Origin of the sequence: Streptomyces sp. NPDC006296 (assembly GCF_040613235.1) — a bacterium.
Taxonomy (GTDB): Bacteria; Actinomycetota; Actinomycetes; order Streptomycetales; family Streptomycetaceae; genus Streptomyces.
Map to the genome: position 1 here is coordinate 232,499 of NZ_JBEXRT010000001.1, position 26,611 is coordinate 259,109.

18 protein-coding genes and 1 pseudogene are annotated in these 26,611 nt (G+C 71.8%); 14 read left to right on the plus strand and 5 right to left on the minus strand.

Going from position 1 to position 26,611, the window contains the following annotated elements; genetic code table 11:
• Positions 1–268 precede the first annotated feature (268 nt).
• Positions 269–1,063 (plus strand): putative protein N(5)-glutamine methyltransferase, encoded by a 795-nt coding sequence (locus ABZ172_RS01130; protein WP_356878790.1) that lies wholly within the window; start codon positions 269–271, stop codon positions 1,061–1,063.
• A gap of 621 nt (positions 1,064–1,684) precedes the next feature.
• A complete protein-coding gene (locus ABZ172_RS01135; RefSeq protein ID WP_356878792.1) occupies positions 1,685–4,681 on the plus strand; it encodes a bifunctional [glutamine synthetase] adenylyltransferase/[glutamine synthetase]-adenylyl-L-tyrosine phosphorylase in 2,997 nt (998 codons plus the stop codon).
• 155 nt (positions 4,682–4,836) lie between these two features.
• Here the strand turns inward: ABZ172_RS01135 and ABZ172_RS01140 are convergent, their stop codons facing one another.
• Complete coding sequence (locus ABZ172_RS01140) at positions 4,837–5,952, minus strand: phosphatase PAP2 family protein (protein WP_356878794.1); 1,116 nt, start codon at positions 5,950–5,952, stop codon at positions 4,837–4,839.
• A gap of 76 nt (positions 5,953–6,028) precedes the next feature.
• Positions 6,029–7,072 (minus strand): LacI family DNA-binding transcriptional regulator, encoded by a 1,044-nt coding sequence (locus ABZ172_RS01145; RefSeq protein ID WP_356878796.1) that lies wholly within the window; start codon positions 7,070–7,072, stop codon positions 6,029–6,031.
• 358 nt (positions 7,073–7,430) lie between these two features.
• Here ABZ172_RS01145 and ABZ172_RS01150 point away from each other — a divergent pair, with 358 nt between their 5' ends.
• The 6 genes and pseudogenes from ABZ172_RS01150 (at position 7,431) to ABZ172_RS01175 (ending at position 14,156) form a co-directional block, all read left to right on the plus strand.
• Positions 7,431–8,702: an extracellular solute-binding protein gene (locus tag ABZ172_RS01150; RefSeq protein WP_356878798.1), complete on the plus strand. Its 1,272-nt coding sequence runs from the start codon at positions 7,431–7,433 to the stop codon at positions 8,700–8,702.
• Between the two features lie 20 nt (positions 8,703–8,722).
• The gene (locus ABZ172_RS01155) at positions 8,723–9,739 is read left to right on the plus strand and encodes a sugar ABC transporter permease (RefSeq protein WP_356878800.1); all 1,017 of its coding nucleotides are present in this window, start codon (positions 8,723–8,725) and stop codon (positions 9,737–9,739) included.
• Complete coding sequence (locus ABZ172_RS01160) at positions 9,736–10,629, plus strand: carbohydrate ABC transporter permease (RefSeq protein WP_356878802.1); 894 nt, start codon at positions 9,736–9,738, stop codon at positions 10,627–10,629. Before ABZ172_RS01155 ends, ABZ172_RS01160 begins: the two co-directional genes overlap by 4 nt.
• Positions 10,630–10,728: 99 nt before the next feature.
• Positions 10,729–12,405 (plus strand): glycoside hydrolase family 13 protein, encoded by a 1,677-nt coding sequence (locus tag ABZ172_RS01165; RefSeq protein ID WP_356878804.1) that lies wholly within the window; start codon positions 10,729–10,731, stop codon positions 12,403–12,405.
• Positions 12,390–13,448, plus strand: coding sequence for a LacI family DNA-binding transcriptional regulator (locus tag ABZ172_RS01170; RefSeq protein ID WP_356878806.1), 1,059 nt, complete (start codon positions 12,390–12,392; stop codon positions 13,446–13,448). Before ABZ172_RS01165 ends, ABZ172_RS01170 begins: the two co-directional genes overlap by 16 nt.
• Before the next feature lie 137 nt (positions 13,449–13,585).
• A pseudogene (locus ABZ172_RS01175) lies at positions 13,586–14,156 on the plus strand (GNAT family N-acetyltransferase).
• A gap of 322 nt (positions 14,157–14,478) precedes the next feature.
• On the opposite strand, the gene ABZ172_RS01180 reads toward ABZ172_RS01175, so the two are convergent.
• Positions 14,479–14,937: a MarR family transcriptional regulator gene (locus ABZ172_RS01180; protein ID WP_356878808.1), complete on the minus strand. Its 459-nt coding sequence runs from the start codon at positions 14,935–14,937 to the stop codon at positions 14,479–14,481.
• A gap of 63 nt (positions 14,938–15,000) precedes the next feature.
• On the opposite strand from ABZ172_RS01180, the gene ABZ172_RS01185 reads away from it, so the two are divergent.
• Positions 15,001–15,369, plus strand: a complete 369-nt coding sequence (locus tag ABZ172_RS01185) for a VOC family protein (RefSeq protein ID WP_356878810.1) — start codon at positions 15,001–15,003, stop codon at positions 15,367–15,369.
• A 106-nt stretch (positions 15,370–15,475) separates the two neighbouring features.
• Here the strand turns inward: ABZ172_RS01185 and ABZ172_RS01190 are convergent, their stop codons facing one another.
• Together ABZ172_RS01190 and ABZ172_RS01195 are read right to left on the minus strand one after the other, a co-directional pair.
• Positions 15,476–15,685, minus strand: a complete 210-nt coding sequence (locus tag ABZ172_RS01190; protein WP_356878812.1) for a DUF397 domain-containing protein — start codon at positions 15,683–15,685, stop codon at positions 15,476–15,478.
• Positions 15,682–16,560 carry a helix-turn-helix transcriptional regulator gene (locus tag ABZ172_RS01195; RefSeq protein WP_356878814.1) on the minus strand — a complete coding sequence of 293 codons (879 nt, stop codon included), beginning with the start codon at positions 16,558–16,560 and terminating at the stop codon, positions 15,682–15,684. Before ABZ172_RS01195 ends, ABZ172_RS01190 begins: the two co-directional genes overlap by 4 nt.
• Before the next feature lie 164 nt (positions 16,561–16,724).
• Here ABZ172_RS01195 and ABZ172_RS01200 point away from each other — a divergent pair, with 164 nt between their 5' ends.
• From ABZ172_RS01200 to pulA, 5 genes are all read left to right on the plus strand, one after another.
• The gene (locus ABZ172_RS01200; protein ID WP_356878816.1) at positions 16,725–17,162 is read left to right on the plus strand and encodes an ATP-binding protein; all 438 of its coding nucleotides are present in this window, start codon (positions 16,725–16,727) and stop codon (positions 17,160–17,162) included.
• 213 nt (positions 17,163–17,375) lie between these two features.
• A complete protein-coding gene (locus ABZ172_RS01205; protein WP_356878904.1) occupies positions 17,376–18,299 on the plus strand; it encodes a hypothetical protein in 924 nt (307 codons plus the stop codon).
• A 74-nt stretch (positions 18,300–18,373) separates the two neighbouring features.
• Entirely contained in the window at positions 18,374–18,667 is a 294-nt protein-coding gene (locus ABZ172_RS01210) for a hypothetical protein (RefSeq protein ID WP_356878818.1), read from the plus strand.
• A 609-nt stretch (positions 18,668–19,276) separates the two neighbouring features.
• Positions 19,277–20,995: a carbohydrate-binding module family 20 domain-containing protein gene (locus ABZ172_RS01215; protein ID WP_356878820.1), complete on the plus strand. Its 1,719-nt coding sequence runs from the start codon at positions 19,277–19,279 to the stop codon at positions 20,993–20,995.
• A gap of 176 nt (positions 20,996–21,171) precedes the next feature.
• Positions 21,172–26,478: a pullulanase-type alpha-1,6-glucosidase gene (gene pulA / locus ABZ172_RS01220; RefSeq protein WP_356878822.1), complete on the plus strand. Its 5,307-nt coding sequence runs from the start codon at positions 21,172–21,174 to the stop codon at positions 26,476–26,478.
• Positions 26,479–26,611 lie beyond the last annotated feature (133 nt).

Genomic DNA, 26,611 nt, shown 5'->3' on the forward strand with positions numbered 1-26,611 from the left:
CCCGACTGCGCACCCGCCGCGCTCGACCCGCGCACCCGCCCCGCTCGACCCGCGGACCCGCCCCGCTCGACCCGCGGACCTGACCCGCGGACCCGGACCGCTCCGGAGGAACTCCGGTAAGGTGAGGCGTCCCGTGACCGGGACCGACCCAGGAGGTGAGACCCATTACCGCTTCAGCAGGCCGGGTGCTCATCCCTCGCCGTCGCAGGGCCGACCGGGCCTGAGCGATCGCGGAGCGCCCATCGGTACTTCCGAAAGGCTCCGCACCGTGCAGGAATTCGCCCCACCGCTCACCTTCGCCACTCTCGTCACCGCCCTCCGCGCCGCCGGCTGCGTCTTCGCCGAGGACGAGGCGGAACTCCTCCTGGGGACGGCCGCCGATCCCGCCGGGCTGGCCGCCATGCTGGAACGCCGGGTCGCCGGACACCCCCTCGAACACGTCCTCGGCTGGGCCGAGTTCTGCGGGATGCGGATCGCCGTGGACCCCGGGGTCTTCGTGCCCCGGCGGCGTACGGAGTTCCTCGTCCGGCAGGCCGCCGCGCTCGCCCCGGACCCGGCCGTCGTGGTCGACCTCTGCTGCGGCACCGGAGCGCTCGGCCGGGTGCTCGCGTCGACGCTGCCGCACGTGGAACTGCACGCCGCCGACGTGGAACCCGCCGCCGTGCGCTGCGCCCGGCGCAATGTGGCCGGGCTCGGGACGGTGTACGAGGGGGACCTCTTCGCCCCCCTGCCCCGTTCGCTGCGCGGCCGGGTCGACGTGCTGCTCGCCAACGTGCCGTACGTCCCGACCGAGGACGTCGGGCTGCTGCCCGCCGAGGCCCGCGTCCACGAACCGCGCGTCGCGCTCGACGGAGGGGGCGACGGACTCGACGTGCTGCGGCGCGTCGTCGGCGAGGCGGCCGACTGGCTGGCCCCCGGCGGGAGCCTGCTGGTCGAGACGAGCGAGCGGCAGGCGCCGGAGGCCGAGGAGACCGTACGGAGCGGTGGCCTGGCCGCGCGCGTCGTCGTCTCCGACGAGCTGTACGCGACCGTCGTCATCGGCACCGGACCCCGCCCGGCCTGAGAGACGGACCCCCGGCCCGGCCTGAAGGAAAGACCCGGCCCGGCCTGAGGGGCGGACCCGGCCCGGCCTGAGGGGCGGACCCCGCCCGGCCTGAGGGGCGGACCCCGCCCGGCCTGAGGGGCGGACCCCGCCCGGCCGGGAGGAGGACCCCGCCCGGTCCGAGGATCGGACCCCGATCGACCGGCAGGATCGACCGGCAGGGCGGCCCCCGCCCGGCCCCGGGGGCGGGTCCCGCCCCGCCCGCCCCGAGCGGCGGATCCCACCCCCGCCCGCCCGGACGGTCCCGCGGTCCGGCGGCGCGGGCGGTCCGGCGGTCCGGTGATGGTGCGGTATGGCGCTCCGCGTGGCCTTTGCGCCGGTCACGGGCGTGCGGCGGGGCCGCACCGGGGGCGCCGGAACCACCGGTGCGGGACTAAGGTCGGTCCCGTCGTCCCCGGTCGGCGTGCGACGGCGGTCGCGGCGGCCCGACGCGTTGCCGGAGCGCCCGGACCCGTCCGGTCGCGGACCTCCCGCCACGCCGCGGGCACCGCGTCCGGCGCCGCGCGCTGATCGCTCGGGGACGACGGACAGCCCTTAGGCTCGTAGGGCGGACATGGGTGAGCGGCGGGCAGGAGACACGGGATGACGACGGTGCCGGGACGCAGAAGCAGTACGTTCACGCGCCTGCTGCGGCACGGTTTCACCGATCCGTCGGCCGCCGAACGGCTGCTGGACCTGCCCGAGCTCTCCTCCGTGCGGGCCGATCCGGTCCTCTTCGACGCGCTCGGCGCGACGGCCGACCCCGATCTGGCCCTGAACGGCCTCGTACGGCTCGTCGAGGCCGAGGAGCCCGGCGAGCGGCAGATCCTGCTGGACACCCTCGTCACGGCCAAGCCGCTGCGGGACCGGCTCCTCGGGGCCCTCGGCGCCTCCGAGGCACTCGGGGACCACCTGGCACGGCACCCGCGCGACTGGCAGGTGCTGGTGACCTACGAGGCCACCGATCTGCACCCCGGGATCCCCGAGTTCGAGGACATGCTCCGCGACGCCACCGATCCGGACTCGCTGAGGATCGCCTACCGCAGGTCCCTGCTGTCGATAGCGGCCCGTGACGTCTGCGGCACCACGGACGTCGCCGAGGTCGCCGCCGAGCTCGCCGACCTCGCGACGGCCACCCTGCGGGCCGCACTCGCCATCGCACGCGCGGACGCGCCCTCCGACGCCGCCCAGTGCCGGATCGCCGTCATCGCGATGGGCAAGTGCGGCGGACACGAGCTGAACTACGTGTCCGACGTCGACGTGATCTTCGTCGGCGAGCCGATCGAGGGCGCGGAGGAGAGCGGCGCCCTCCAGGCCGCCACCCGGCTCGTCGCCCACATGATGCGGATCTGCTCCGACACCACAGTCGAGGGCACCATCTGGCCCGTCGACGCCAACCTCCGCCCGGAGGGCCGCAACGGGCCCCTGGTGCGGACCCTGTCCTCCCACCTCGCCTACTACCAGCGCTGGGCCAAGACCTGGGAGTTCCAGGCGCTGCTCAAGGCCCGGCCGGTGGCCGGCGACCCCGAGCTGGGGGCGCAGTACCTCGCCGCGGTGTCGCCGCTGGTGTGGCAGGCCGCCGACCGGGAGAACTTCGTCGGCGACGTGCAGAAGATGCGCCGCCGCGTCATCGACAACATTCCCGTCGACCGGGTGGACCGTGAGCTCAAGCTCGGCCCCGGCGGACTCCGGGACGTCGAGTTCGCCGTCCAGCTCCTCCAGCTCGTCCACGGGCGCAGCGACAGCACCCTGCACGCCGGCTCCACCCTGGAGGCCCTGCGGGCGCTCGCCGACGGCGGCTACGTCGGGCGGGCCGACGCCGCGCAGCTCGACGAGGCCTACCGCTTCCTGCGGGCGATGGAACACCGCATCCAGCTCCACCGGCTGCGCCGCACCCACCTGGTCCCCGAGGACGAGGCCGACCTGCGCAGGCTCGGGCGGTCCCTCGGGCTGCGTACCGAGCCGGTCGCCGAGCTCAACCGGGCGTGGCGGCGGCACGCCTCCGTCGTACGGCGACTGCACGAGAAGCTCTTCTACCGGCCGCTCCTGGACGCCGTGGCCCAGCTCGCGCCCGGCGAGATCCGGCTCAGCGCCAAGGCCGCCGGTGTCCGGCTGGAAGCGCTCGGCTACGCCGATCCGGCCGCCGCGCTGCGGCACCTGGAGGCCCTGTCGTCCGGGGTCTCCCGCAAGGCGGCGATCCAGCGGACGCTGCTGCCCGTGCTGCTCGGCTGGTTCGCGGACTCCGCCGATCCGGACGCCGGGCTCCTGGGCTTCCGGCAGGTGTCCGACGCACTCGGCAAGACCCCCTGGTACCTGCGGCTCCTGCGCGACGAGGGCGCCGCAGCCGAGAACCTCGCCCGGGTCCTGTCGGCCGGCCGGCTCGCCCCCGACCTGCTGATGCGCGCCCCGGAGGCCGTCGCCATCCTCGGTGACCCCGGGGGGCTGAAGCCGCGCACCCGGGAGCACCTGGAGCAGGAGGTGCTGGCCGCGGTCGGCCGTGCCCCCGGCGCCGAGTCGGCCGTGGCGGTGGCCCGCGGGGTCCGCCGGCGCGAGCTGTTCCGCACCACGGCGGCCGACATCATCGGCTCGTACGGCACCGAGGACAGTCCCGCCGAGACCGACCCCGGCGCCCTCGTCGACCGGGTCGGTTCCGCGGTCACCGACCTGAACGCCGCCACGCTCTCCGGTGCGCTGCGCGCCGCCGTCCGCGAGCGCTGGGGCTCCACCCTGCCGACCCGGTTCGCCGTCATCGGCATGGGCCGCTTCGGCGGGCACGAGCTCAGCTACGGCTCGGACGCGGACGTCCTGTTCGTGCACCAGCCCCGGGACGGGGTCGGCGACGAGGAGGCCGCCCGGGCCGCGAACGCCGTGGTCACGGAGATGCGCCGACTGCTGGAGCTGCCCACCGCCGACCCGCCGCTGCTCATCGACGCCGACCTGAGGCCGGAGGGCAAGACCGGCCCCCTGGCCCGCACCCTGAAGTCGTACGGCGCCTACTACCGGCGCTGGTCGCTCGTCTGGGAGAGCCAGGCGCTGCTGCGCGCGGAGCCCGTGGCGGGCGACGCGGACCTGGGGCGCGCCTTCCTCGAACTGGTCGATCCGCTGCGCTACCCGGTCGAGGGGCTGGGCGACGAGGCGGTCCGGGAGATCCGCCGGCTCAAGGCCCGGATGGAGTCCGAGCGGATGCCGCGCGGCGCCGACCCGACGCTCCACACCAAGCTCGGGCGCGGCGGGCTGAGCGACGTCGAGTGGACGGTGCAGCTCATGCAGATGCAGCACGGCTGGGCGGAACCCGGCCTGCGGACCACGCGGACGCGGGAGGCACTGGCCGCGGCCTGCGCGGCGGACCTGATCCCCGCGGAGGAGGCCCGGACGCTGGACGAGGCGTGGGTCCTGGCGTCCCGGGTGCGCAACGCGGTGATGCTCGTGCGCGGCCGGCCGGCCGACACCTTCCCCTCCAACCCCCGCGAGCTGACGGCGGTGGGCCGCTACCTCGGGTACGAGCCCGGCCACGTGGGGGACATGCTGGACGACTACCGGCGGATCACCCGCAGGGCCCGCGCGGTGGTCGAGGAGCGGTTCTACGGCGCCTCGGGGTGAGCACCCTGGGCGAGGCCAGGGCCGGCCCGGCGCACCTCCGCCGGCCGGACGCCGGCGTCGCCCCGGTGCCGCTCCCGGCCGACCGCTGTCGCGCGTGCCCCTCCGTGCCGCCCGCTGTGGCGCACCGCGTCGTGCCCGGTCGCGCCCCGTCGTGCTCAGCCGCTGGACGGACCCGGTCCACCCGGTCCCGGCCCGGCGTGCCCGCCGACCCCGTTCGCCTCGGCCGCTGTAGCCGCTGACGGCCCGGAGACCGCCCCGGGCGCCGCTGACGTCCCCGCGACCGCTTCGGACGCCGACGGCGCCCCCGGCGTCCCGAAGGCCGATGCGGGCTCCGCCGCCCGGAGGGCCGGTCCCGGGGCGGGCCGGTGCGGTCGTCGCAGGGCGCGCAGCCGGCCCCCGCCGGGACGCTGGACCCGCTTCGGCAGGCGGTGCGGCAGCGCCCCGTACCAGGCGTAGGAGACCGCGAACCCGAAGGTCAGACAGGCCATCCCGCCCACCGCGTCCAGCCAGAAGTGGTTCGCCGTCGCGACGATCACCACGAGCGTGGCCACCGGGTACAGCGCGCCCAGGATCCGCGCCCACGGCGCGGAGGCCAGGGCGCACACGGTCAGACCGCACCACAGGGACCAGCCGATGTGCATGGACGGCATCGCCGCGTACTGGTTCGACATGTGCTTGAAGTTGCCCGAGGCCATCGAACCCCAGGTCTGGTGCAGCATCACCGTGTCGATGAACCCGCCGCCGTGCATCAGCCGGGGCGGTGCCAGCGGGAAGACGTAGTAGCCGAGCAGGGCCACCGCCGTGGTGGCGAAGAGGCCCAGGCGCGCCGCCGCGTACCGGCCGGGATGCCGGCGGAACAGCCAGATCAGCACCCCGATGGTCACGACGAAGTGCAGGGTCGCGTAGTAGTAGTTCATCGACACGATCAGCCATGTCACCGAATTGACCGCGTGGTTGACCGTCTGCTCGAAGGCGAGGCCCACGGTGTGTTCCAGGGACCAGATCCAGTCGGCGTTCCGCAGGGCGGCGGCCTTCTGCTCGGGGACGGCGTTGCGCACCAGCGAGTAGAGCCAGTAACTGACCGCGATCAGCAGGATCTCGAACCAGAGCCGCGGGCGGCGCGGGGCGCGCAGTGCGCCGAGGGTGAGGCGGGTGCTCATGCGGGACAGGGCGATCGCTCTCGTCGAACCGGACACCGCCGACCCGTCCGCGACGGGTGACGGGGTGGCCGCCGTGCGGTCTTCCTGTGTGGTCACGTGCGATTCACCCATAGGCGCAGAGTCTGCCAGATACGTCCCCCTCTGCCCGATGATCCTCCGGTCGGGTTCCGGTCGCACATCCAGTCCGTCACGGGCGGGTCCGGCCCGGGGAGGACGGGCCCGGACCCGATGCGGTTGAACCGCGTACGACCAGTTCGGGCATGAAGACGAACTCGCTGTGCGGAGCGGGGGTGCCCCCGATCTCCTCCAGCAGGGTGCGCACCGCGGCCTGGCCCATCGCCGTCACCGGCTGCCGGATCGTGGTGAGCGGCGGATCGGTGAAGGCTATGAGCGGCGAGTCGTCGTACCCGACCACCGAGAGGTCGCGCGGGACCTCCAGCGACAGCCTCCGGGCCGCCCGGACCGCGCCGAGCGCCATCATGTCGCTCGCGCACACCACCGCGGTGCAGCCCCGCTCCACCAGGGCCGAGGCGGCCGCCTGGCCGCCCTCCAGGGTGTACAGCGAGTGCTGGACCAGCTCCTCCACCGCGGCGGCGGTGAGACCCAGCTGCTCCCGCATCGTGGCGTGGAAGCCCTCGATCTTGCGGAGCACCGGGACGAAGCGCTTCGGTCCGACCGCCAGCCCGATGCGCTGATGCCCCAGCGCCACCAGATGCGTCACCGCGAGCCGCATCGCCGCCCGGTCGTCCGGCGAGATGAACGGGGCCTGCACCTCCGGGGAGAAGCCGTTGACCAGGACGAAGGGCACACCCTGGGCGCGCAGTTGGGCGTAGCGCTGCATGTCGGCCGAGGTGTCGGCGTGCAGCCCGGAGACGAAGATGATGCCGGAGACCCCGCGGTCCACGAGCATCTCGGTGAGCTCGTCCTCGGTGGAGCCGCCCGGCGTCTGCGTCGCCAGCACCGGCGTGTAGCCCTGCCGGGTGAGCGCCTGGCCGATGACCTGGGCCAGCGCGGGGAAGATCGGGTTCTCCAGCTCGGGCGTGATCAGGCCGACGAGCCCGGCGCTGCGCCGGCGCAGCCGGACGGGGCGTTCGTAGCCGAGGACGTCGAGCGCCGCGAGGACGGATTCACGGGTGGCCGCGGCGACCCCGGGCTTGCCGTTCAGCACGCGGCTGACCGTCGCTTCGCTGACCCCCGCCTGATGTGCGATGTCGGCAAGCCGTGCGGTCATGCAAGGACTGTACCGGGCGCGTGTCCGATTGCCCACCGAGCGTGGGATCCGGCCGGAGTGCCCCGGCCCGGACCGATCGGCGATCGTTGCACGGCAAAATCTTGCAAGGACTTGCGGGACCGGTCAGACCCGTGTGCACACATCGCCGTATCCCTGTCACGCCCGGTCTGGCCAGGCACGGGCAGGGTGCCGGGGCTTCCGTCAAGAGGGTTGACGGCAACCTTGAGGACACGCCAATGTAACGATCGGCGGTGCTTGCAGAAATCTTCCGCAAGGTCTTTCGGACGTCTTTCATCCTTGTTACGTTCACGTCGACCCGGCGCCGCGACGGAGCGGTACGGCAGTTGAAGGAGTTCAGATGCGACGTGGCATAACGGCCACCGCCCTGGTCGCGACCCTGGCGCTCGCGGCGACCGCCTGCGGAGGCGACGACGAGTCCGGCGGCAGCAAGGGCTCGGGCGAGCTCTCCGGCACGGTGACCTGGTGGGACACCTCGAACGTCGGCAGTGAGGACAAGGTCTTCAAGAAGATCGCCGAGGGCTTCGAGAAGGAGCACCCGAAGGTCGACGTCAAGTACGTCAACGTCCCGTTCGGCGAGGCGCAGAACAAGTTCAAGAACGCCGCGCAGGCCGGCTCCGGCGCCCCCGACGTCATCCGCTCCGAGGTCGCCTGGACCCCCGAGTTCGCCGACCTCGGCTACCTCGCCCCGCTGGACGGCACCGCGGCGCTGAAGGACCAGGGCGACTTCCTCGAGCAGGCCGCCGCGTCGACGAAGTACAAGGGCAAGACGTACGCGGTGCCGCAGGTGATCGACTCCATGGGCATCTTCTACAACAAGAAGATGTTCGCCGACGCGGGCGTCGAGCCGCCGGCGTCCGTCGCCGATCTCAAGACCGTCGCCGAGAAGATCAAGAAGAAGACCGGCAAGACCGGTCTCTACCTGCGCGGCGACGACTCCTACTACTTCCTCTCCTTCCTCTACGGCGAGGGCGGCGACCTGGTCGACGCCGACGCGAAGACCGTCACCGTGGACAACGCCGCGGGCGTCAAGGCGTTCGGTGTCGTGAAGGACCTCGTCGACTCCGGGGCGGCCAAGACCGACGCCACGGACGGCTGGGAGAACATGATGCAGTCGTTCAAGAACGGCGACGTCGCGATGATGATCAACGGCCCCTGGGCCGTGGCCGACACGCTGACCGGCAAGGAGTTCACCGACAAGGCGAACCTGGGCATCTCCACGGTGCCGGCCGGCTCCGCCGGTCAGGGCGCCCCGCAGGGCGGCCACAACCTCGGCGTCTACGCGGGCTCCGCGAACCTCGACGCCTCCTACGCCTTCGTCGACTACATGACCTCGGTCCAGACCCAGGCCCAGACCGCCGGCGAGCTCAACCTGCTGCCGACCCGCACCTCCGCCTACGCCAAGAAGCAGGCCGTGGACAGCGAGATCGTCCAGTTCTTCAAGCCCGTCGTCGAGACCGCCGTCGAGCGCCCCTGGATCCCGGAGACCGGCAGCCTCTTCGCCCCGCTGAACGTCGAGTACACCAAGGTCCTCACCGGGCAGAGCACGCCGGAGAAGGCCGCGAAGTCGACGGGCGACTCCTACCGCAAGCTCCTCAAGGGCTGGAAGTAACCAGGAAGGCAGGCCGGCTGATGGCTGTCCACACCGGCCAGTCGGTGGCGAAGGCCGCGGGCGACAACGTCGCCCGCGGCCGGAGCCGCGGTACTGGCACCACCCCGCCGCCGGGCCGGCTCCGGCGCGCCCTGTCGGTCCACTGGTACGCCTGGACCATGGTCGCCCCGGTCGTGCTGGTGATCGGCGTGATCATCGGCTACCCGCTGGTCCGCGGCATCTGGCTGTCGCTGACCGACGCCAACGAGCGCAACGTCGCCCGGTCCATCGGCGTCAACGAGCTGCCCGCCACCTACGAGTTCGTGGGGCTGGACAACTACGCCGACGCCCTGACCGGCAACCAGTTCCTCGGGACGCTCGGCTGGACGCTGGTGTGGACGGTCTCCTGCGTGGCCGTCACCTTCTGCCTGGGCATGGCCCTCGCCAACATCCTCAACCGCAGGATCGTCGGCCGCTCCGCCTACCGCATGGCCCTGATCCTGCCCTGGGCCATCCCCGGCTTCGTGTCGGTCTTCGCCTGGCGCTTCCTCTACAACGAGAACAACGGGCTGCTCAACAAGATCCTCGGCGGCGCCGGCATCGACGGCGTACCGTGGCTGAACGACCCGACCTGGGCGAAGTTCTCCGTCATCGCCGTCAACGTCTGGCTCGGCGTGCCGTTCATGATGGTCGCCCTGCTCGGCGGCCTCCAGTCGATCCCCGCGGAGCAGTACGAGGCCGCGGAGATGGACGGCGCCACCGCCTGGCAGCGCTTCCGCCACGTCACGCTCCCCGGACTGCGCCCGGTTTCCACCACGGTGGTCCTGCTCTCCACCATCTGGACCTTCAACATGTTCCCGGTGATCTTCCTGCTGACCCGCGGCGGACCCGGTGAGGCCACCCAGATCCTGGTCACCCAGGCGTACAAATTCTCCTTCGAGATCAGCCCGCGCGACTTCGCGCAGTCCTCCACCTGGGGCGTGCTGATCCTCGTCCTCCTGATGCTCTTCGCCATGGTGTACCGGCGAGTGCTCCGCACCCAGGGAGACACCTGGTGACCACCGCGACCGCCACCCCCTCCGCCGCCGCCCCCGCCCGGTCCGGGACCCGCAGGGTCCGCCGGCGCGGCGAACGTTCGCCCGCCGCGTCCGTGGCCCTGCACCTCACCCTGGTCACCACCTCGGTGATCGCCGTCTTCCCGGTGCTGTGGGTCCTGCTGACGTCCCTGAAGCCCGCGAAGTACGCGTCGACCACGGACTTCTTCAAGGAGACGACGTTCGCGAACTACACCGGCCTGCTCCGGGACACCGAGTTCCTGGCTTGGTTCGGCAACTCCGTCGTCGTCGCGGGACTCTCCACCGTCATCGGCGTCTTCGTCTCCGCCACCACCGGCTACGCCGTCAGCCGCTTCCGGTTCCCCGGCAAGCGCGGGCTGATGTGGACGCTGCTCGTCACCCAGATGTTCCCGGTGGCCGTCCTCATCGTGCCGATCTACAACATCATGTCGACGATGGGCCTGCTCAACCAGCCGGCCGGGCTCGTCATCACCTACCTCACCATCTCGGTGCCCTTCTGCGCCTGGATGATGAAGGGCTTCTTCGACACGATCCCGCGCGAGATCGACGAGTCGGGGCAGGTCGACGGACTCACCCCGTTCGGCACGTTCTGGCGGCTGATCCTGCCGCTCGCCAAGCCGGGCCTCGCCGTCACCGCCTTCTACTCCTTCATCACCGCCTGGGGCGAAGTGGCCTACGCCTCCGCCTTCATGGTCGGGGACGAGAACCTCACGCTCGCCGGCGGACTCCAGAAGTTCGTCAACCAGTACGGAGCCCAGTGGGGCCCGATGACCGCGGCGTCCGTGCTCATCGCCATCCCGGCCGCGCTGGTCTTCCTGTTCGCGCAGAAGCACCTGGTCACCGGCATGTCCGCCGGAGCCGTCAAGGGCTGACGCACCCAGTCCCCGCACGACCGCACGCCACGTCACGGCGGCGCCGGCTCCTCGACCGGGCACCGGCGCCGCTCCCCACCCAGACACCCCAGGGACGACATGACCCAGCACCTCGCAGCCCCCTCCACCGGCACGTCCGGCGACGCCCCGGACCACCGCACCGGCTGGTGGCAGGACGCGGTGATCTACCAGGTGTACCCACGCAGCTTCGCCGACGCGAACGGCGACGGCATGGGCGACCTCGCGGGGGTCACCGCACGGCTCCCGTACCTCCGGGACCTCGGTGTCGACGCCGTCTGGCTCAGCCCCTTCTACGCCTCCCCGCAGGCCGACGCCGGCTACGACGTCGCCGACTACCGGGCCATCGACCCGATGTTCGGCACCCTGCTGGACGCCGACGCCCTGATCCGCGAGGCCCACGGGCTGGGCCTGCGCATCATCGTCGACCTGGTGCCCAACCACTCCTCCGACCAGCACGAGTGGTTCAAGCGCGCCCTCGCCGAGGGCCCCGGATCCGCCCTCCGCGAGCGCTACCACTTCCGCCCCGGCAAGGGCGCCGACGGCGAACTCCCGCCCAACGACTGGGAGTCCATCTTCGGCGGCCCGGCCTGGACGCGCACCACCGACCCGGACGGCACGCCCGGCGCCTGGTACCTGCACCTCTTCGCGCCCGAGCAGCCCGACTTCAACTGGGAGCACCCGGCCGTCGCCGACGAGTTCCGCTCCATCCTGCGCTTCTGGCTGGACATGGGCGTCGACGGCTTCCGCGTCGACGTCGCCCACGGCCTCGTCAAGGCCGAGGGGCTGCCCGACCTCGGATCGCACGACCAGCTCAAGCTGCTGGGCAACGACGTGATGCCGTTCTTCGACCAGGACGGCGTGCACGCGATCTACCGCAGCTGGCGCACCATCCTCGACGAGTACCCCGGCGACCGCATTCTCGTCGCCGAGGCGTGGACCCCCACCGTCGAGCGCACCGCCCACTACGTGCGCCCCGACGAGATGCACCAGGCCTTCAACTTCCAGTACCTGTCGACCGACTGGGACGCCGCCGCGCTGCGCACGGTCATCGACTCCTCGCTCGACGCGATGCGTCCGGTGGGCGCCCCCACCACCTGGGTGCTCTCCAACCACGACGTCACCCGGCACACCACGCGCTTCGCCAACGCGCCGGGCCTCGGCACCCAGATCCGCACCCCCGGCGACCGCGGACTCGGCCTGCGCCGGGCCCGCGCGGCCACCCTGCTGATGCTGGCCCTGCCCGGCTCCGCCTACGTCTACCAGGGCGAGGAGCTGGGCCTGCCGGACGTCACCGACCTGTCCGACGAGGTCCGCCAGGACCCGTCGTTCTTCCGCGCCGAGGGCCAGGACGGCTTCCGCGACGGCTGCCGGGTGCCGATCCCGTGGACCCGCGACGGCAGCTCGTACGGCTTCGGAACCGGCGGCAGCTGGCTGCCGCAGCCCGACGGCTGGGGCGCGCTCTCCGTCGAGGCGCAGACCGGCGCGGAGGGCTCCACACTGGAGCTGTACCGGGCCGCGATCGCCGCGCGGCGCGCACACCCGGGCCTCGGCGCCGGCACGGACGTGGAGTGGCTGGACGCCCCCGACGGGGTGCTCGCCCTCGCCCGCCCCGGCTTCGTCTGCACCGTCAACACCACCGGTGCCCCCGTACGGATCGCCGCCCCCGGTGCGCTGCTGCTCGCCAGCGGCCCGGTCGCCGTCGACGGCACCACCGTCGAGCTGCCCGCCGACACCACGGTGTGGTGGACGGTGTGACCGTCCCCGCACCCAGGACCGGACCGGCGCTGCGGCTCTCCGACATCGCCGGTCAGGCCGCGGTCAGCGAGGCCACCGTCAGCCGCGTCCTGAACGGGAAGCCGGGCGTCGCGGACACCACGCGCCAGCGGGTGCTCGCGGCGCTCGACATCCTCGGCTACGAACGCCCCGTACGGCTGCGGCAGCGCAGCGCGGGCCTCATCGGGCTGGTGACCCCCGAGCTCGTCAACCCGATCTTCCCGGCGTTCGCGCAGTCCGTGGAACAGGTCCTCGCGGGGCACGGCTACACCCCCGTGCTCTGCACCCAGCTGCCCGGCGGCGCCACCGAGGACGAGCTCGTCGAGCAGCTCGTCGAGCGCGGGGTGGGCGGCATCGTCTTCCTGTCCGGGCTGCACGCCGACACCTCGGCCGACCCGGCGCGCTACGCCGCGCTCACCGACCGGGGTGTGCCGTTCGTCCTGATCAACGGCTACAACGAGCGCATCAGCGCCCCGTCCGTCTCGCCGGACGACCAGGCCGCCGTCCGGATGGCCGTCGGCCACCTCGCCGAGCTCGGACACCGGCGGATCGGCCTGGCGATCGGCCCGCAGCGCTACGTGCCGTCCCGGCGCAAGCGCGACGGCTTCGTCGACGCGGCCGTGTCCGTGCTCGGCATGGACCGGGACGAGGCCGGACTCCTCGTCTGCTCCACCCTGTTCAGCGTGGAGGGCGGCCAGGTCGCGGCAGGCGCACTGCTCGACCGGGGCTGCACGGGCATCGTCTGCGGCAGCGACATGATGGCGCTCGGCGTGGTCAGGGCCGCCCGGGACAGGGGCCTCGGCGTCCCCCGGGACGTCTCCGTCGTCGGCTTCGACGACTCCCAGCTCATCGCCTTCACCGACCCGCCCCTGACCACCGTGCGCCAGCCGGTCCAGGCGATGGCGGCGGCGGCCGTGGGGGCGCTGCTGGAGGAGATCGCCGGCAGCCCCGTCCAGCGCACCGAGTACGTGTTCCAGCCCGAGCTGGTGGTACGGGGATCCACCGCGGCGGTACGGGGCGCCTGAACGGGCGCGGGAACGGAGGGGGATGTGCGGGGCCGGGTCCGGAGGGGGGACCCGGCCCCGCGCGGCGCTGCGCCCGGGCCGCCACCGGGTCGCGGCAACCGGCCCGCACGGGACCGGAACCGCGCTACGGTGCCCGCATGACCGGACTCGGACCCGTCACCTGGCCGCCGGCCCCCCCTGCGCACCGAACGCCTCCTGCTCCGCGCGTCCGAGGCCCGGGACCGGCCCGCGTTCATCGAGTTGTTCGCCTCGCCGGAGGTCCGTGCCCACCTCGGTGGTCCGCGACCGCGCGAGGAACTCGAACGCGCGGTCCCCGAGGTGCCCGGACGACGCCCCGGCCTGTTCGTGGCCGATCTCGCCGGAGCGATGATCGGCATGGTCTCCCTCGACCGGCGCGACGCGGAACGCCCGGGACGCGTCCGCCCGGGCGGAGGGGAGGCCGAGCTGGGGTACACCTTCCTGCCGGAGGCCTGGGGGCACGGTTACGCCGCCGAGGCCTGCGCGGCGGCACTCGCCTGGTGCGCCGACGCGCTCCCCGGCGAGCCGGTGGTCCTCTGCACCCGGACAGCCAACGTCCGCTCGATGCGCCTCGCGGCCAGGCTCGGCTTCACCGAGGTCGAGCGGTTCGAGGAGTACGGCGCCGAGCAGTGGTTCGGGGCACGCCGTGGGACGGGCCCGCCGGCGCGTCCCCCCGCCGGTCGGTCCTGAGGCGCCGAGCGGCGTGCGGACCGCCGCTTCCTGATCCGGCCGAGCGTGGTCGAGGTGACCACGACCACGGCGACACCGAGCATCCAGAACCGTGCGTGCGCGGCGCTCCAGCCCGCCTGCCAGGGGTACATCAAGGTGAGCCGGAGGGCCATGAGCAGCAGGGCGCTTCCGGCCACTCCCAGGTGTCTCATCGGTCCCGTCCCTTCCTCCGGACGCCGGTGCCGTCCTGCGGGGACGGCACCGGGCGGCCCACCGTCCGCCGGCCTCCGGCACCACCGGGCCTGTCATCCCGGTGCCCGCTTCTCCGGAGCCGGCAGCGGGGCTAGGCGCCGTCCTGGCCCTCGCGCAGGGAGTGGATCATGCTCCGCATGATCCGGAACGCGCCCGCCTGCTCGGTCTCGGTCATGCCGGCCAGCATCCTGACCTCGACGGACCGGACCGCCACGGTCGCCTTCTCCAGGCTCCGCCGGCCGCGAGGTGTGAGCCGCGCGGGAAGGGCCTTCCCGACGGGCGCCGCCGCGGGCCTGCTGACGTAGCCCTCGCGTTCCAGGTTCTGGAGCAGCACGTTCATCGACTGCCGCGTCACGAACGCGCCGCGTGCGAGCTCGGAGTTGGACAGGCCCGGCCGCTGGGCCAGCAGCTCCAGGCAGGAGTAGTGCGTCACGTTCATCCCGAGGGGGCGCAGCACCTCCTCCATGGCTGTGCGCAGAGCGCTCGACGCCTCTTTCAGCAGGTAGCCCAGTGATGTGTCCAGGTCGACGACGGCACCGTTTTGACTCATGTCAGCATTCTGACATACCGTGGTTCGTGTCAGGAAGCTGACACGAAGAGAAGGAGCACCACCATGCCCGTCACCGGCCCCGACTTCATCTCGCTCCAGGTGCGCGACCTCGACGCCTCGCAGGCGTTCTACGAGCAGTACCTCGGCCTCGTACGCTCCCAGGCCGGTCCTCCGCACGCCGTGGTCTTCGAGACGAAGCCGATCGCGTTCGCCCTCCGTGACATCGTTCCCGGCACCGACCTCGCATCCGTCGCCCAGCCCGGGATCGGTGCCGCGATCTGGCTCCACGCCACCGGGGTCCAGGCCATCCACGACGCCCTCGTCGCCGACGGCCACGCCATCGTCTCCGCCCCGGTGGACGGCCCCTTCGGCCGGACCTTCACCTTCGCCGACCCCGACGGCTACCACGTCACCCTCCACGACCGCGGCTGACCGGCCGCACGTCACCTGCGACGCGCGTGCCGCCCGCACGGCCCGGTCCGCGGGTGCCGGCCGCGGCCGAGCCCCGGTTCGGCACCCGCGGACGGCCGCCCGTGCGTCACTGCTCGGAGGCGTGGGCCAGGAAGGCCGTCCAGGTGGTGGGGGAGAAGCCGAGCAGGGGTCCCTGGGTGTTCTTCGAGTCGCGCACGTGCACCGTGCCGGGCGCGGTTGCGACCTCGACGCAGTCGGCCTCACTGCTGTTGCTGCTGTAGCTGCTCTTGGACCACTTCAGTTCGTGAACGCCCTCGGCGGGCAGCTCGCTGATCATGTTTCTCCCAGAAGTTGCTCGATGAAAGCCAAGGACTCCCCAGGGGGGAGCGCTTGCGCCCGGATCATTCCATACCGCAGCTCAAGGATCCGAAGCTGCTTCGGATCGGAGACCACCCGGCCGTTGAACGCCCCCTCGGAGCGCCCCCAGGCTGTCCCGTCCTTGAACTTCAGCACCTGTGTCTCTCCCTGCATTCCTGCGTGTTCTTCGCGTGCGATCGGCATGACCTGAATGGAAACCTGCCGCAACTGGCCGAGGTGCAAGAGATGTTCGAGTTGGCGGCGTAGGACCATTGTGCCCCCGAGCGGGCGCCTGAGGGTTGCTTCCTCCTGCACGAAACTGAGGGCGGGAGCAGGGGCTCGCTCAAAGATCGTCTGTCTGGCTGCTCGTGCGGCGACAGCCTGCTCGATCGCATCCGGCTTATAGGCGGGAAGTCGCATTTCGAAAAGCGCCCGTGCGTACTCAGCGGTCTGAAGCAGCCCGTGAAGGTTGTGGTCTCCGTACGCCATCAGCTCGACAGCCCGTGCTTCCAGTCTCGCAAGATCCCTCACCTTCTTCGGGTACCGGACCTCCGCCAACTCACGCTTCATCAGGGCCAGCTTCCCGCCCGCGCCCAGTACCTCGTCCGCCTTGTCCAGAAACTCCGGTCGGGGAATGCGCCGGCCGCCCTCGACCTTGTAGACCAGGTCCTCCCCGTATCCGATCGCGGCTCCGAACTCACCGGCCCGCATGCCTACCGATTCCCGCCAGGCCTTGATCTGGCGACCCACCGTCGCCGCCATGGCGGCTCCCGACTCGTCATCGGGATCCACGTCCCAGTCGGGCTCGTCCACCCCGTCGTCGCCGCGCTCCGTGACGGTCTCATCCACGCTCATCCGTACCCCACTTCCGATGCGCCTGCCGTTCCTGCGCCAACCTCGGTCGTCCCCCGCGAGTCACCCCGGACAGCCGGGACAAGACTGGACAGCGACGGGACAATCACCGTACGTAACCGTCTTTCCGGTTCTCACGGTAGGCGGGGGCGGCCACGCTGAGTGACGTGACTCAAGAAATCACCCGAACCGAACATTCCGCTCCGACCCGGCAGTTCACCGTGCTGCTCTCTCCCACCCGCCGGGGCGCCAGACTCGCCCGACTGCTCACCACGGCGCATCTGAGCCACTGGGGGCTCCCCATGGATCCGGCCGCGCACATCGTGGCCGAGCTGGCCGCGAACGCAGTCCTGCACGGCCGCGTAGAGGGCCGGGACTTCCGGCTGCGCCTCACGGTTCACCGCGACGCGGTCCTCCGCATCGAGGTGACCGACGCCCGGGGTGAACGGCTGCCCCCCGCGCCCGGAGCTGCTGTGGAGGCCGACCGGGAGGCAGAGTCGGGGCGCGGTCTGCTGATCGTCGAGGCGCTCGCGGACCGCTGGGGCATCGACGCCGAACCTGCCCTGCGCAAGACGGTCTGGGCCGAACTCGACCTGGTCCGGTGATCACCGCCTCCGGGGCGCGGAGCCACGAGGTGCCCGGCTCGACCCGCCTGTCACTCACGTGGGTGACATGACGCAACTGAGATGGATTTATTACGTATTACCGGGCATATGCTCGCCCCGATCGAGGGCCTGGACCGACGAGGAAGCAGAGGCTTCCCGATGGGTACCCGGCAGACCGACCTGTCCACACCGCCTGATCCCGAACGGAACTCCATGGTCAGCGCACCGCACGAAGCGATGCACCGCATCTTTCAGAAAGAGCCGGGTCTGTTTTCCCGGCTTCCCGAAGTCCTCGGGCTCGAACTTCCGCGCCTCACGTCGGCAAAGCCTCTGACGGTCGACCTCACCGAGAACGAACCGCTCGAACGACGCGTCGACACCCTCCTGCGGATCGAGACGCAGAACGACGGGCCGTTCCTTCTCATCGTCGAAGCCCAGGGAAAGAAAGACCCCGGTAAAACGGCCAGCTGGCCCTACTACGTCACGTACCTCAACAACAAGTACCGGCTGCCCGTGCTGCTCCTCGTGATCTGCCAGGACCACGCGACCGCCGCATGGGCGGCCAGGCCGCTCCGGATCGGCCTGCCCCAGTGGCCGACCGTCACCACCCTTCCCCTGGTGGCGGGCCCCCACAACATGCCCGTCATCACGAACGTGGCCGAAGCCCGGAAAGACCTCGCGCTCGCCACACTCTCCGCGATCACACACGCAGACAATCCGGACGTCGATGCCATACTGAAGACGATGTCGGTCGCCCTGCGCGACACACCGGAATCGATCGCCGAACCGTTCGTCGAACTCATCGCACAAGGCCTGGGCACCCGCCCCGCCGCACAACAGTGGAGGAACCTGGTGGCTGTGGATCTCTCCTTCTACACCTCGCCGCTCTCCGAAGAAATCAGGGACGAAGGCCGCGTCGAGGGCCGCGTCGAAGGCCGTGTCGAGGGCCGCGTCGAAAGCCGCGCCGAGGACGTCCTGCTCATCCTCGGTGCGCGTGGCATCGATATCACCGAGGCCACCCGCGACAAGGTCACCGGCTGCGGCGACCCTGAGCTCCTCCGTCGGTGGCTGCTGCGCGCTGCGATCGTCGCTGCCTCTGACGAGATCTTCGACGAGGCGAGCTCCGCCGACCGCTGACGTCGCTCCGATGCCGGTTGCCCTGCGTGGGGTGTACCGGCATCGGTCCGCCCGTACGGCAAGGGAGGAATCTGGTGGCCGATCTGTCCTTCTACATCTCTCCCCTCTCCGAGGAGATCCGCGACCAGGGCCGCGCCCAGGGCCGCGCCCAGGGCCGCGCCCAAGGCCGCGCCCAAGGCCGCGCCGAGGCCCGCGCCGAGAACATCCTGCTCGTCCTCGGCGCGCGTGGCATCGGCGTCACCGACCGCATCCGCGAGCAGGTCATCGCCTGCACCGACTCGGAACGGTCCCGCCGGTGGCTGGTCCGCGCCGTCACCGCGACCACCGCCGAAGAGATCTTCGGCACGGAGGAACGTCCGGGCCGCTGACTCTCGGCCGTCCGCCGGGAGCACCGCAGCGGTCTCGGCGGACGCACGCGTCCGGGTCGGGCCGGGGTGATGCTGTTTCCGCAGCCCGGGATCAGCATCACGAGCCCCTCGCCCCGCGGTTGACGAGGAGCGGGTGGGCGACTGCCTGCGCGAAGAGGGCGGGGGCGGACGCGCCGGGGCCGTGCCCCTGCAGGCGGGCCGATCTCTCGCCACGCACAGGAGAGGGCCGGGCGCCGGCCCGGGATTGGGCCTGCGGGGAAGGGCGTCCGGGCCTCTCCGGAGCGTGACCGGTCCGGTCGGCCGGGCGCGTGGGACCCGGCGGACCGGACCCCCGGCCGACCGGGCCGGAGTCGGGATGAACTTAACAGCCACGCAATATTTTGCGTAAGGGCTTGCAGAAAGAAATCTCCGGGATTTCCTGGATGTGAGCGGCATGTGATCAGGTCATGTCCAGGGGGTTGACCAGGGCAGGTCAGACTCGTACGGTCTGCGGCACACAGGGTTTTGCATCCTTGCTGCAAGAACCTTCATGAGCCTTGAGGGCACGGCGCGTTGCCATGTGAGGCTGCTCCGCCATCCCCGCACTTCCCCCACCGCAGGAGGAACGTCATGGCACGCAGGCCCTTGTCCGGCGCGCTCGCCCTCACCCTGGGCGCCGCCGTGCTCGCCATCCCCACCGGCCTCGGCGCCGCCGGCACGGCGCAGGCCGCGCCGCCCGGCGAGAAGGACGTCACCGCGGTGATGTTCGAGTGGAAGTTCAGCTCCGTGGCCCAGGCGTGCACGGACAGCCTCGGCCCCGCCGGATACGGATACGTCCAGGTCTCGCCGCCCCAGGAGCACATCCAGGGCGCCCAGTGGTGGACCTCGTACCAGCCGGTCAGCTACAAGATCGCAGGCCGCCTCGGTGACCGTACGGCCTTCGCGAACATGGTCAGCAGGTGTCACGCCGCCGGCGTCAAGGTCGTGGCCGACACGGTCATCAACCACATGTCGGCCGGGTCCGGCACCGGCACGGGCGGCTCCTCGTACACAAAGTACGACTACCCGGGCACCTACTCGGTCAACGACATGAACGACTGCCAGGCGCAGATCAGCAACTACGGCGACCGTGCCAACGTCCAGAACTGCGAACTCGTCGGCCTCGCCGACCTGGACACCGGCGAGGAGTACGTCCGCGGACGGATCGCCGGCTACCTCAACGACCTGCTGTCCCTCGGCGTCGACGGCTTCCGCATCGACGCGGCCAAGCACATGCCGGCCGCCGACCTCGCGAACATCAAGTCCCGGCTGAGCAACCCCGGGGCGTACTGGAAGCAGGAGGCGATCTACGGGGCGGGCGAGGCCGTCTCGCCCTCCGAGTACCTCGGCACCGGCGACGTCCAGGAGTTCCGCTACGGCCGCAGCCTCAAGCAGGTCTTCAACAACGAGAACCTCGCCTACCTGAAGAACTTCGGCGAGGGCTGGGGCTTCATGGAGTCGGGCAGGTCCGCCGTCTTCGTCGACAACCACGACACCGAGCGCGGCGGCGACACCCTGAACTACAAGGACGGCGCCAACTACACGCTGGCGAACGTCTTCATGCTGGCCTACCCCTACGGCTCCCCGGACGTCCACTCCGGATACGAGTGGACCGACAAGGACGCGGGCCCGCCCAACGGCGGCCAGGTGAACGCCTGCTACAGCGACGGCTGGAAGTGCCAGCACGCCTGGCGCGAGATCTCGTCCATGGTCGCGTTCCGCAACGCCGCCCGCGGCCAGGCCGTCTCGAACTGGTGGGACAACGGCGGCGACCAGATCGCGTTCGGCCGGGGCTCCAAGGCGTACGTCGCCATCAACCACGAGGGCACCTCGCTGAGCCGCACGTTCCAGACCTCGCTGCCCGCCGGTGACTACTGCGACGTCCAGTCCGGCAAGGGCGTCACCGTCAACGGCTCCGGACAGTTCACCGCCACCCTCGGCGCCAACACCGCCGTGGCCCTGCACGTCAACGCCCGCACCTGCACCGGTGGCGGCAGCACGCCCGGCACCGGCCAGTCCGGGGCCTCCTTCGGCGTCAACGCCACCACCCAGACCGGGCAGAACATCTACGTCACCGGGAACCAGGCCGCCCTCGGCAACTGGGCGCCCGCCGCCGCGCTGAAGCTCGACCCGGCCGCCTACCCCGTGTGGAAGCTCGACGTGGCGCTGCCCGCCGGGACCACCTTCGCGTACAAGTACCTCCGCAAGGACGCGAGCGGCAACGTCACCTGGGAGAGCGGCGCCGACCGCACCGCCACCGTGCCGGCCTCCGGGAAGGTCGCGCTGACCGCCGACGTCTGGCGCGGCTGACCCCGCCCCGGCGGGCCGGGGACGCGCGCGTCAGGCGTCCCCGGCCCCCTCTCCGCCCGGCCCGCACCGCTCCCCGGCGGCCCGCACCGCCCCTTCCCGCCCGCGTGCCGCCCGGCCCTGACAGCTGCCCGGCCGCCCCTGCCGCACGATCCCCGAACGCCGAGGAGTACCCGCCCGTGTCCCGAACCACCCTCCGGCGGGGAGCCGTCGCCGCACTGTGCGCGGCGCTGCTGCCCGTCGTCCCGGCGGCCACCGCGTCCGCCGCGCCCAGGCCCCCCGCGCCGCCCTCGGACGCGCGCCTCGCGAAGGAGCCGGCCCGGCACGACCTGACCCGCGAGCAGTTCTACTTCGTGCTGCCCGACCGGTTCGCCGACGGGGATCCCTCCAACAACCGCGGCGGGCTCACCGGCTCGCGCCTGGAGACCGGGTACGACCCCACGGACAAGGGCTTCTACCAGGGCGGCGACCTCAAGGGCCTCACCCGGCGGCTCGACTACATCAAGGGGCTCGGCACCACCGCGATCTGGCTCGCGCCGATCTTCGAGAACCGGCCCGTGCAGGGCACGGGCGACAACGCCTCGGCCGGCTACCACGGCTACTGGATCACCGACTTCACCCGGGTCGACCCGCACTTCGGGACCAACGCCGACCTCACGAAGCTGATCGACAAGGCCCACGGCAAGGGCATGAAGGTCTTCTTCGACGTCATCACCAACCACACCGCCGACACCGTCGACTACGCCGAGAAGACCTACGGCTACAAGCCCAAGGGCGCCTTCCCGTACCTCGACGAGGACGGCCGGCCCTTCGACGACGCCGAGGGCATGGCGGACGTGGACGCCGACTCCTTCCCGTACACCCCGGTGAACACCGGCAGGAAGGTCCCGTCCTGGCTCAACGACCCCACGATGTACCACAACAGGGGCGACTCGACCTATGTGGGCGAGTCCACCGGGTACGGCGACTTCTCCGGCCTCGACGACCTCTGGACCGAGCGCCCCGAGGTCGTCTCCGGCATGGAGAAGATCTACGAGAAGTGGGTCCGCGACTTCGACATCGACGGCTTCCGCATCGACACCGTCAAGCACGTCGACATGGACTTCTGGACCCAGTGGGCCACCGCCCTCGACGCCTACGCGGCGAAGCGCGGCCGCGACGACTTCTTCATGTTCGGCGAGGTCTACTCCTCCGACGCCGCGGTCACCTCGCCGTACGTGACCCGGGGCCGGCTCGACGCGACCCTCGACTTCCCCTTCCAGGAGGCCGCCCGGCAGTACGCCTCCCAGGGCGCCCCCGCCGCGAAGCTCGCCGCCGTCTACGCCGACGACTACCGCTACACCAGCGACCGGGCCAACGCCTACGAGCAGGTCACCTTCCTCGGCAACCACGACATGGGCCGCATCGGGACCTTCCTGAAGCAGGACAACCCGGAGGCCGGCGACGCCGAGCTGCTGAAGCGCGCCCGCCTCGCCCACGAGCTGATGTTCCTCGGCCGCGGCAACCCGGTGGTCTACTACGGCGACGAGCAGGGCTACACCGGTGCGGGCGGCGACAAGGACGCCCGCCAGACCATGTTCGCCTCGAAGACCGCCGACTACCTCGACGACGACCAGCTGGGCACCGACCGCACGCACGCCTCCGACGCGTACGACACGGAGCACCCGCTCTACCGCTCCGTAGCGGCCCTGTCGAAGCTCACCCGGGAGCACCCGGCCCTGCGCGACGGCAGCCAGACCGAGCGCTACGCCGAGGGCCCCGTCCACGCCTTCTCGCGGACGGACAGCGAGCGCCCCTACGAATACCTCGTCGCCTCCAACAACGGCGCCGAGGCGCGGACCGTGAAGCTCCCCACCGAGTCCGCCGGCATGAACTTCCGTACCCTGTACGGCGGTTCCGGCACGGTGCGCAGCGCCTCCGACAAGACCGTCACGGTCACGGTGCCCGCGCTGTCCAGCCTCGTGCTCCGCGCCGACAAGCAGCTCGGCACCCCGGCCACCGAGCCCTCGGTCACCCTGAAGGCCCCGGCCGCCGGAGCCACCGGCACCGTCGAGCTCACCGCCGACGTCGACGGCGGAGGCCTGAACCGCGTCGTGTTCGCCGCGCAGACCGGTGACGGGAAGTGGACCACGCTCGGCTCCGCCGACCACGCCCCGTACACGGTCACCCAGCACCTCGACGCCTCGGTGAAGGCCGGGACCGCGCTGCGCTACAAGGCCGTCGCCGTCGACCGGGCCGGACGCACCGCGAGCGCCCTCGCCGCCACGACCGCCGGCCGGACGCCGCCCGCCCCGAAGCCCGTCGCCGTCGACCGCGACCGGGCCGTCGTCCACTACCGGCGCGCGGACGGCGACTACCAGGGCTGGCAGCTGAAGTCCGGCGACAGGACCGCCGACTTCATCGGCCGGGACGCCTACGGCGCCTTCGCCTGGATCGACCTCGACGAGGGCGCCTCCTCGGTCTCCTACACCGTCGAGAAGGACGGCACCGCCGACGGACCCGAGCGGACCGTCGACCTCGCGAGGACCGGCCAGGTCTGGATCCGGCAGGGCGAGGACGGCCAGACCACCGAGGCACCCGAGGCCCCGCCGCAGGACACCTCCAAGGCCGTCCTGCACTACCACCGGGCCGACGGCGACTACGACGGCTGGGGCCTGCACACCTGGACCGGCGCCGCCGCCCCCACGGACTGGGCCGAGCCGCTGAAGCCCGTGAGCAGCGACGCCTACGGAGTCACCTTCGAGGTCCCGCTCACCGACGGCGCCACCGCGCTGAGCTACATCCTCCACAAGGGCGACGAGAAGGACCTCCCGGGCGACCAGTCCCTCGACCTCGCCACGTACGGGCACGAGGTCTGGATGCTCGGCGGCAAGCCCGGCCACGTCCTCCCGCAGACCGGCGCGGTGCCCACCCCCGACCTCGGCAAGGCCGAGGCCCAGTGGATCGACGCGGACACCGTCGTCTGGAAGGTGAAGGCCACCGCTGCCACCAGCCAGCAGCTCGTGTACGCGAAGAACGGCGGCATCTCCGTCGTCGACGGTGCCCTGTCCGACGAGGGGCAGTGGCTGCGGCTCGGCGCCACCGCACTCACCACCGCACAGAAGGCCAGGTACCCGCACCTGGAGGACTACCCGGCGTTCACCGTCGACCCCCGCGACCGGGACCGCGTCCGCGAGTCCCTGCGCGGCCAGCTGATCGCCACCCAGCGCGCCGCCAACGGGGCCCTGCTCGCCGCCACCGGCGTACAGACCGCGGGCGTCCTGGACGACCTGTACGGCAAGGCGGCGAGCGGTGCCGCGCTCGGACCGGTCTTCCGCAAGGACAGCCCGACCCTCTCCGTCTGGGCCCCCACGGCCCGCACCGTCTCGCTCGAACTCGACGGGCGCACCGTCCCGATGCGGCGCGACGACCGCACCGGCGTCTGGTCGGTCACCGGCAACAAGTCCTGGACGGGCAAGCCCTACCGCTACACCGTCCGGGTCTGGGCCCCCACCGTCCGGAAGATGGTCACCAACCAGGTCACCGACCCCTACTCCACCGCCCTGACCGCCGACTCCGCCCGCAGCCTCGTCGTCGACCTCGCCGACCCGCGCCTCGCGCCGCGCGGCTGGTCCGCGCTGAAGAAGCCCGCCGCCGTCCCCCTCCGCGACGCCCAGATCCAGGAGCTGCACGTCCGCGACTTCTCGATCACGGACCCCACGTCGAAGCACCCCGGCGAGTACCTCGCCTTCACCGACACCCGCTCCGACGGCATGAAGCACCTCGCGGAACTCGCGGACTCCGGCACCGGCTACGTGCACCTGCTGCCCGTCTTCGACATCGGGACCGTCCCCGAGAAGAAGTCCGACCGGCAGCAGCCCGCCTGCGACCTGTCCGTCTACGCCCCCGACTCCGAGGAGCAGCAGGCCTGCGTCACGAAGGCCGCCGCGAAGGACGGCTTCAACTGGGGCTACGACCCCCTGCACTACACCGTCCCCGAAGGCTCCTACGCCTCCGACCCCGACGGCACCAAGCGCACCACCGAGTTCCGGCAGATGGTCCAGGGACTCAACGGCGCCGGGCTGCGGACCGTCATGGACGTCGTCTACAACCACACCGTCGCCTCCGGCCAGGACGACAAGTCCGTCCTCGACCGGATCGTCCCCGGCTACTACCAGCGGCTCCTGGAGGACGGCAGCGTCGCCACCTCGACCTGCTGCGCCGGCACCGCGACCGAGAACACCATGATGGGCAAGCTCGTCGTGGACTCCGTCGTCACCTGGGCCCGGGAGTACAAGGTCGACGGCTTCCGCTTCGACCTCATGGGCCACCACCCCAAGGCCAACATCCTCGCGGTCCGCAAGGCCCTCGACGGGCTGACCGTCGCGAAGGACGGCGTCGACGGCAAGAAGATCATCCTGTACGGCGAGGGCTGGAACTTCGGTGAGATCGCCGACGACGCCCGCTTCGTCCAGGCCACCCAGAAGAACATGGCCGGCACCGGCATCGCCACCTTCTCCGACCGGGCCCGCGACGCCGTGCGCGGCGGCGGCCCCTTCGACGAGGACCCCGGCGTCCAGGGCTTCGCCTCCGGCCTCTACACCGACCCCAACACCTCGGCCGCCAACGGCACCCCGGCCGAACAGCGGGCCCGGCTGCTGCACTACCAGGACCTGATCAAGGTCGGCCTCTCCGGCAACCTCGCCGACTACACCTTCACCGACACCCGGGGCCGCACGGTCACGGGCTCGGCCGTCGACTACAACGGAGCCCCCGCCGGATACGCGGCGGCCCCCGGCGACGCGCTGGCCTACGCCGACGCCCACGACAACGAGACCCTCTACGACGCCCTCGCCTTCAAGCTCCCGGCGGACACCACGGCGGCCGAACGGGCCCGCATGCAGGTCGTGGCGATGGCGACCGCCGTGCTCTCCCAGGGCCCGGCGCTCTCCCAGGCCGGTACCGACCTGCTGCGGTCCAAGTCGCTGGACCGCAACTCCTACGACAGCGGGGACTGGTTCAACGCCCTGCACTGGGACTGCCGCAAGGGCAACGGCTTCGGCCGGGGACTGCCGCCGGCCGCCGACAACCAGGACAAGTGGTCCTACGCCAGGCCGCTGCTCGCCTCCGCCGCGCTCCGCCCCGGATGCGCGCAGATCACCGGCGCCTCCGCCGCCTACCGGGACCTGCTCACGATCCGCACCACCGAGAAGGACTTCGGTCTCGCCACCGCCGGACAGGTCCAGGACACCCTGTCCTTCCCGCTCTCCGGCACCGAGGAGACCCCGGGGGTGATCACGATGCGGCTCGGCGGGCTGGTCGTCGTCATGAACGCCACCCCGGACACCCAGGTCCAGACCCTCACCGACCCGGCAGGGACGGCGTACGCGCTGCACCCCGTCCAGGCGGCGGGCGCGGACCCCGTGGTCAAGAAGTCCTCCTACGCGGCGGGCACCGGCCGCTTCACCGTGCCGGGCCGCACCGTCGCCGTCTTCGCACAGCGCTGAGGCGCACCCCTCCCGCCGGCCGGTCCCCGGCTCCCGGCCCCGCGGCCCGGAGCCGGGGGCCGGCCGGTGCGTGTCCCGGGGGAGCGGCTTGTGCGGGCGGCGTGATCACGCGAAGCTGGGGCGCGTACCCGTG

Bases quoted from the DNA above. Each gene is read 5' to 3' on its own strand.
- ABZ172_RS01135 (WP_356878792.1), top strand. From the start codon at position 1,685: ATGACGACGGTGCCGGGACGCAGAAGCAGTACGTTCACGCGCCTGCTG.
- ABZ172_RS01165 (WP_356878804.1), top strand. From the start codon at position 10,729: ATGACCCAGCACCTCGCAGCCCCCTCCACCGGCACGTCCGGCGACGCC.
- ABZ172_RS01195 (WP_356878814.1), bottom strand. From the start codon at position 16,560: ATGAGCGTGGATGAGACCGTCACGGAGCGCGGCGACGACGGGGTGGAC.
- ABZ172_RS01205 (WP_356878904.1), top strand. From the start codon at position 17,376: ATGGTCAGCGCACCGCACGAAGCGATGCACCGCATCTTTCAGAAAGAG.
- ABZ172_RS01215 (WP_356878820.1), top strand. From the start codon at position 19,277: ATGGCACGCAGGCCCTTGTCCGGCGCGCTCGCCCTCACCCTGGGCGCC.
- ABZ172_RS01180 (WP_356878808.1), bottom strand. From the start codon at position 14,937: ATGAGTCAAAACGGTGCCGTCGTCGACCTGGACACATCACTGGGCTAC.
- ABZ172_RS01190 (WP_356878812.1), bottom strand. From the start codon at position 15,685: ATGATCAGCGAGCTGCCCGCCGAGGGCGTTCACGAACTGAAGTGGTCC.
- ABZ172_RS01140 (WP_356878794.1), bottom strand. From the start codon at position 5,952: ATGGGTGAATCGCACGTGACCACACAGGAAGACCGCACGGCGGCCACC.
- ABZ172_RS01155 (WP_356878800.1), top strand. From the start codon at position 8,723: ATGGCTGTCCACACCGGCCAGTCGGTGGCGAAGGCCGCGGGCGACAAC.
- ABZ172_RS01145 (WP_356878796.1), bottom strand. From the start codon at position 7,072: ATGACCGCACGGCTTGCCGACATCGCACATCAGGCGGGGGTCAGCGAA.
- ABZ172_RS01185 (WP_356878810.1), top strand. From the start codon at position 15,001: ATGCCCGTCACCGGCCCCGACTTCATCTCGCTCCAGGTGCGCGACCTC.
- ABZ172_RS01150 (WP_356878798.1), top strand. From the start codon at position 7,431: ATGCGACGTGGCATAACGGCCACCGCCCTGGTCGCGACCCTGGCGCTC.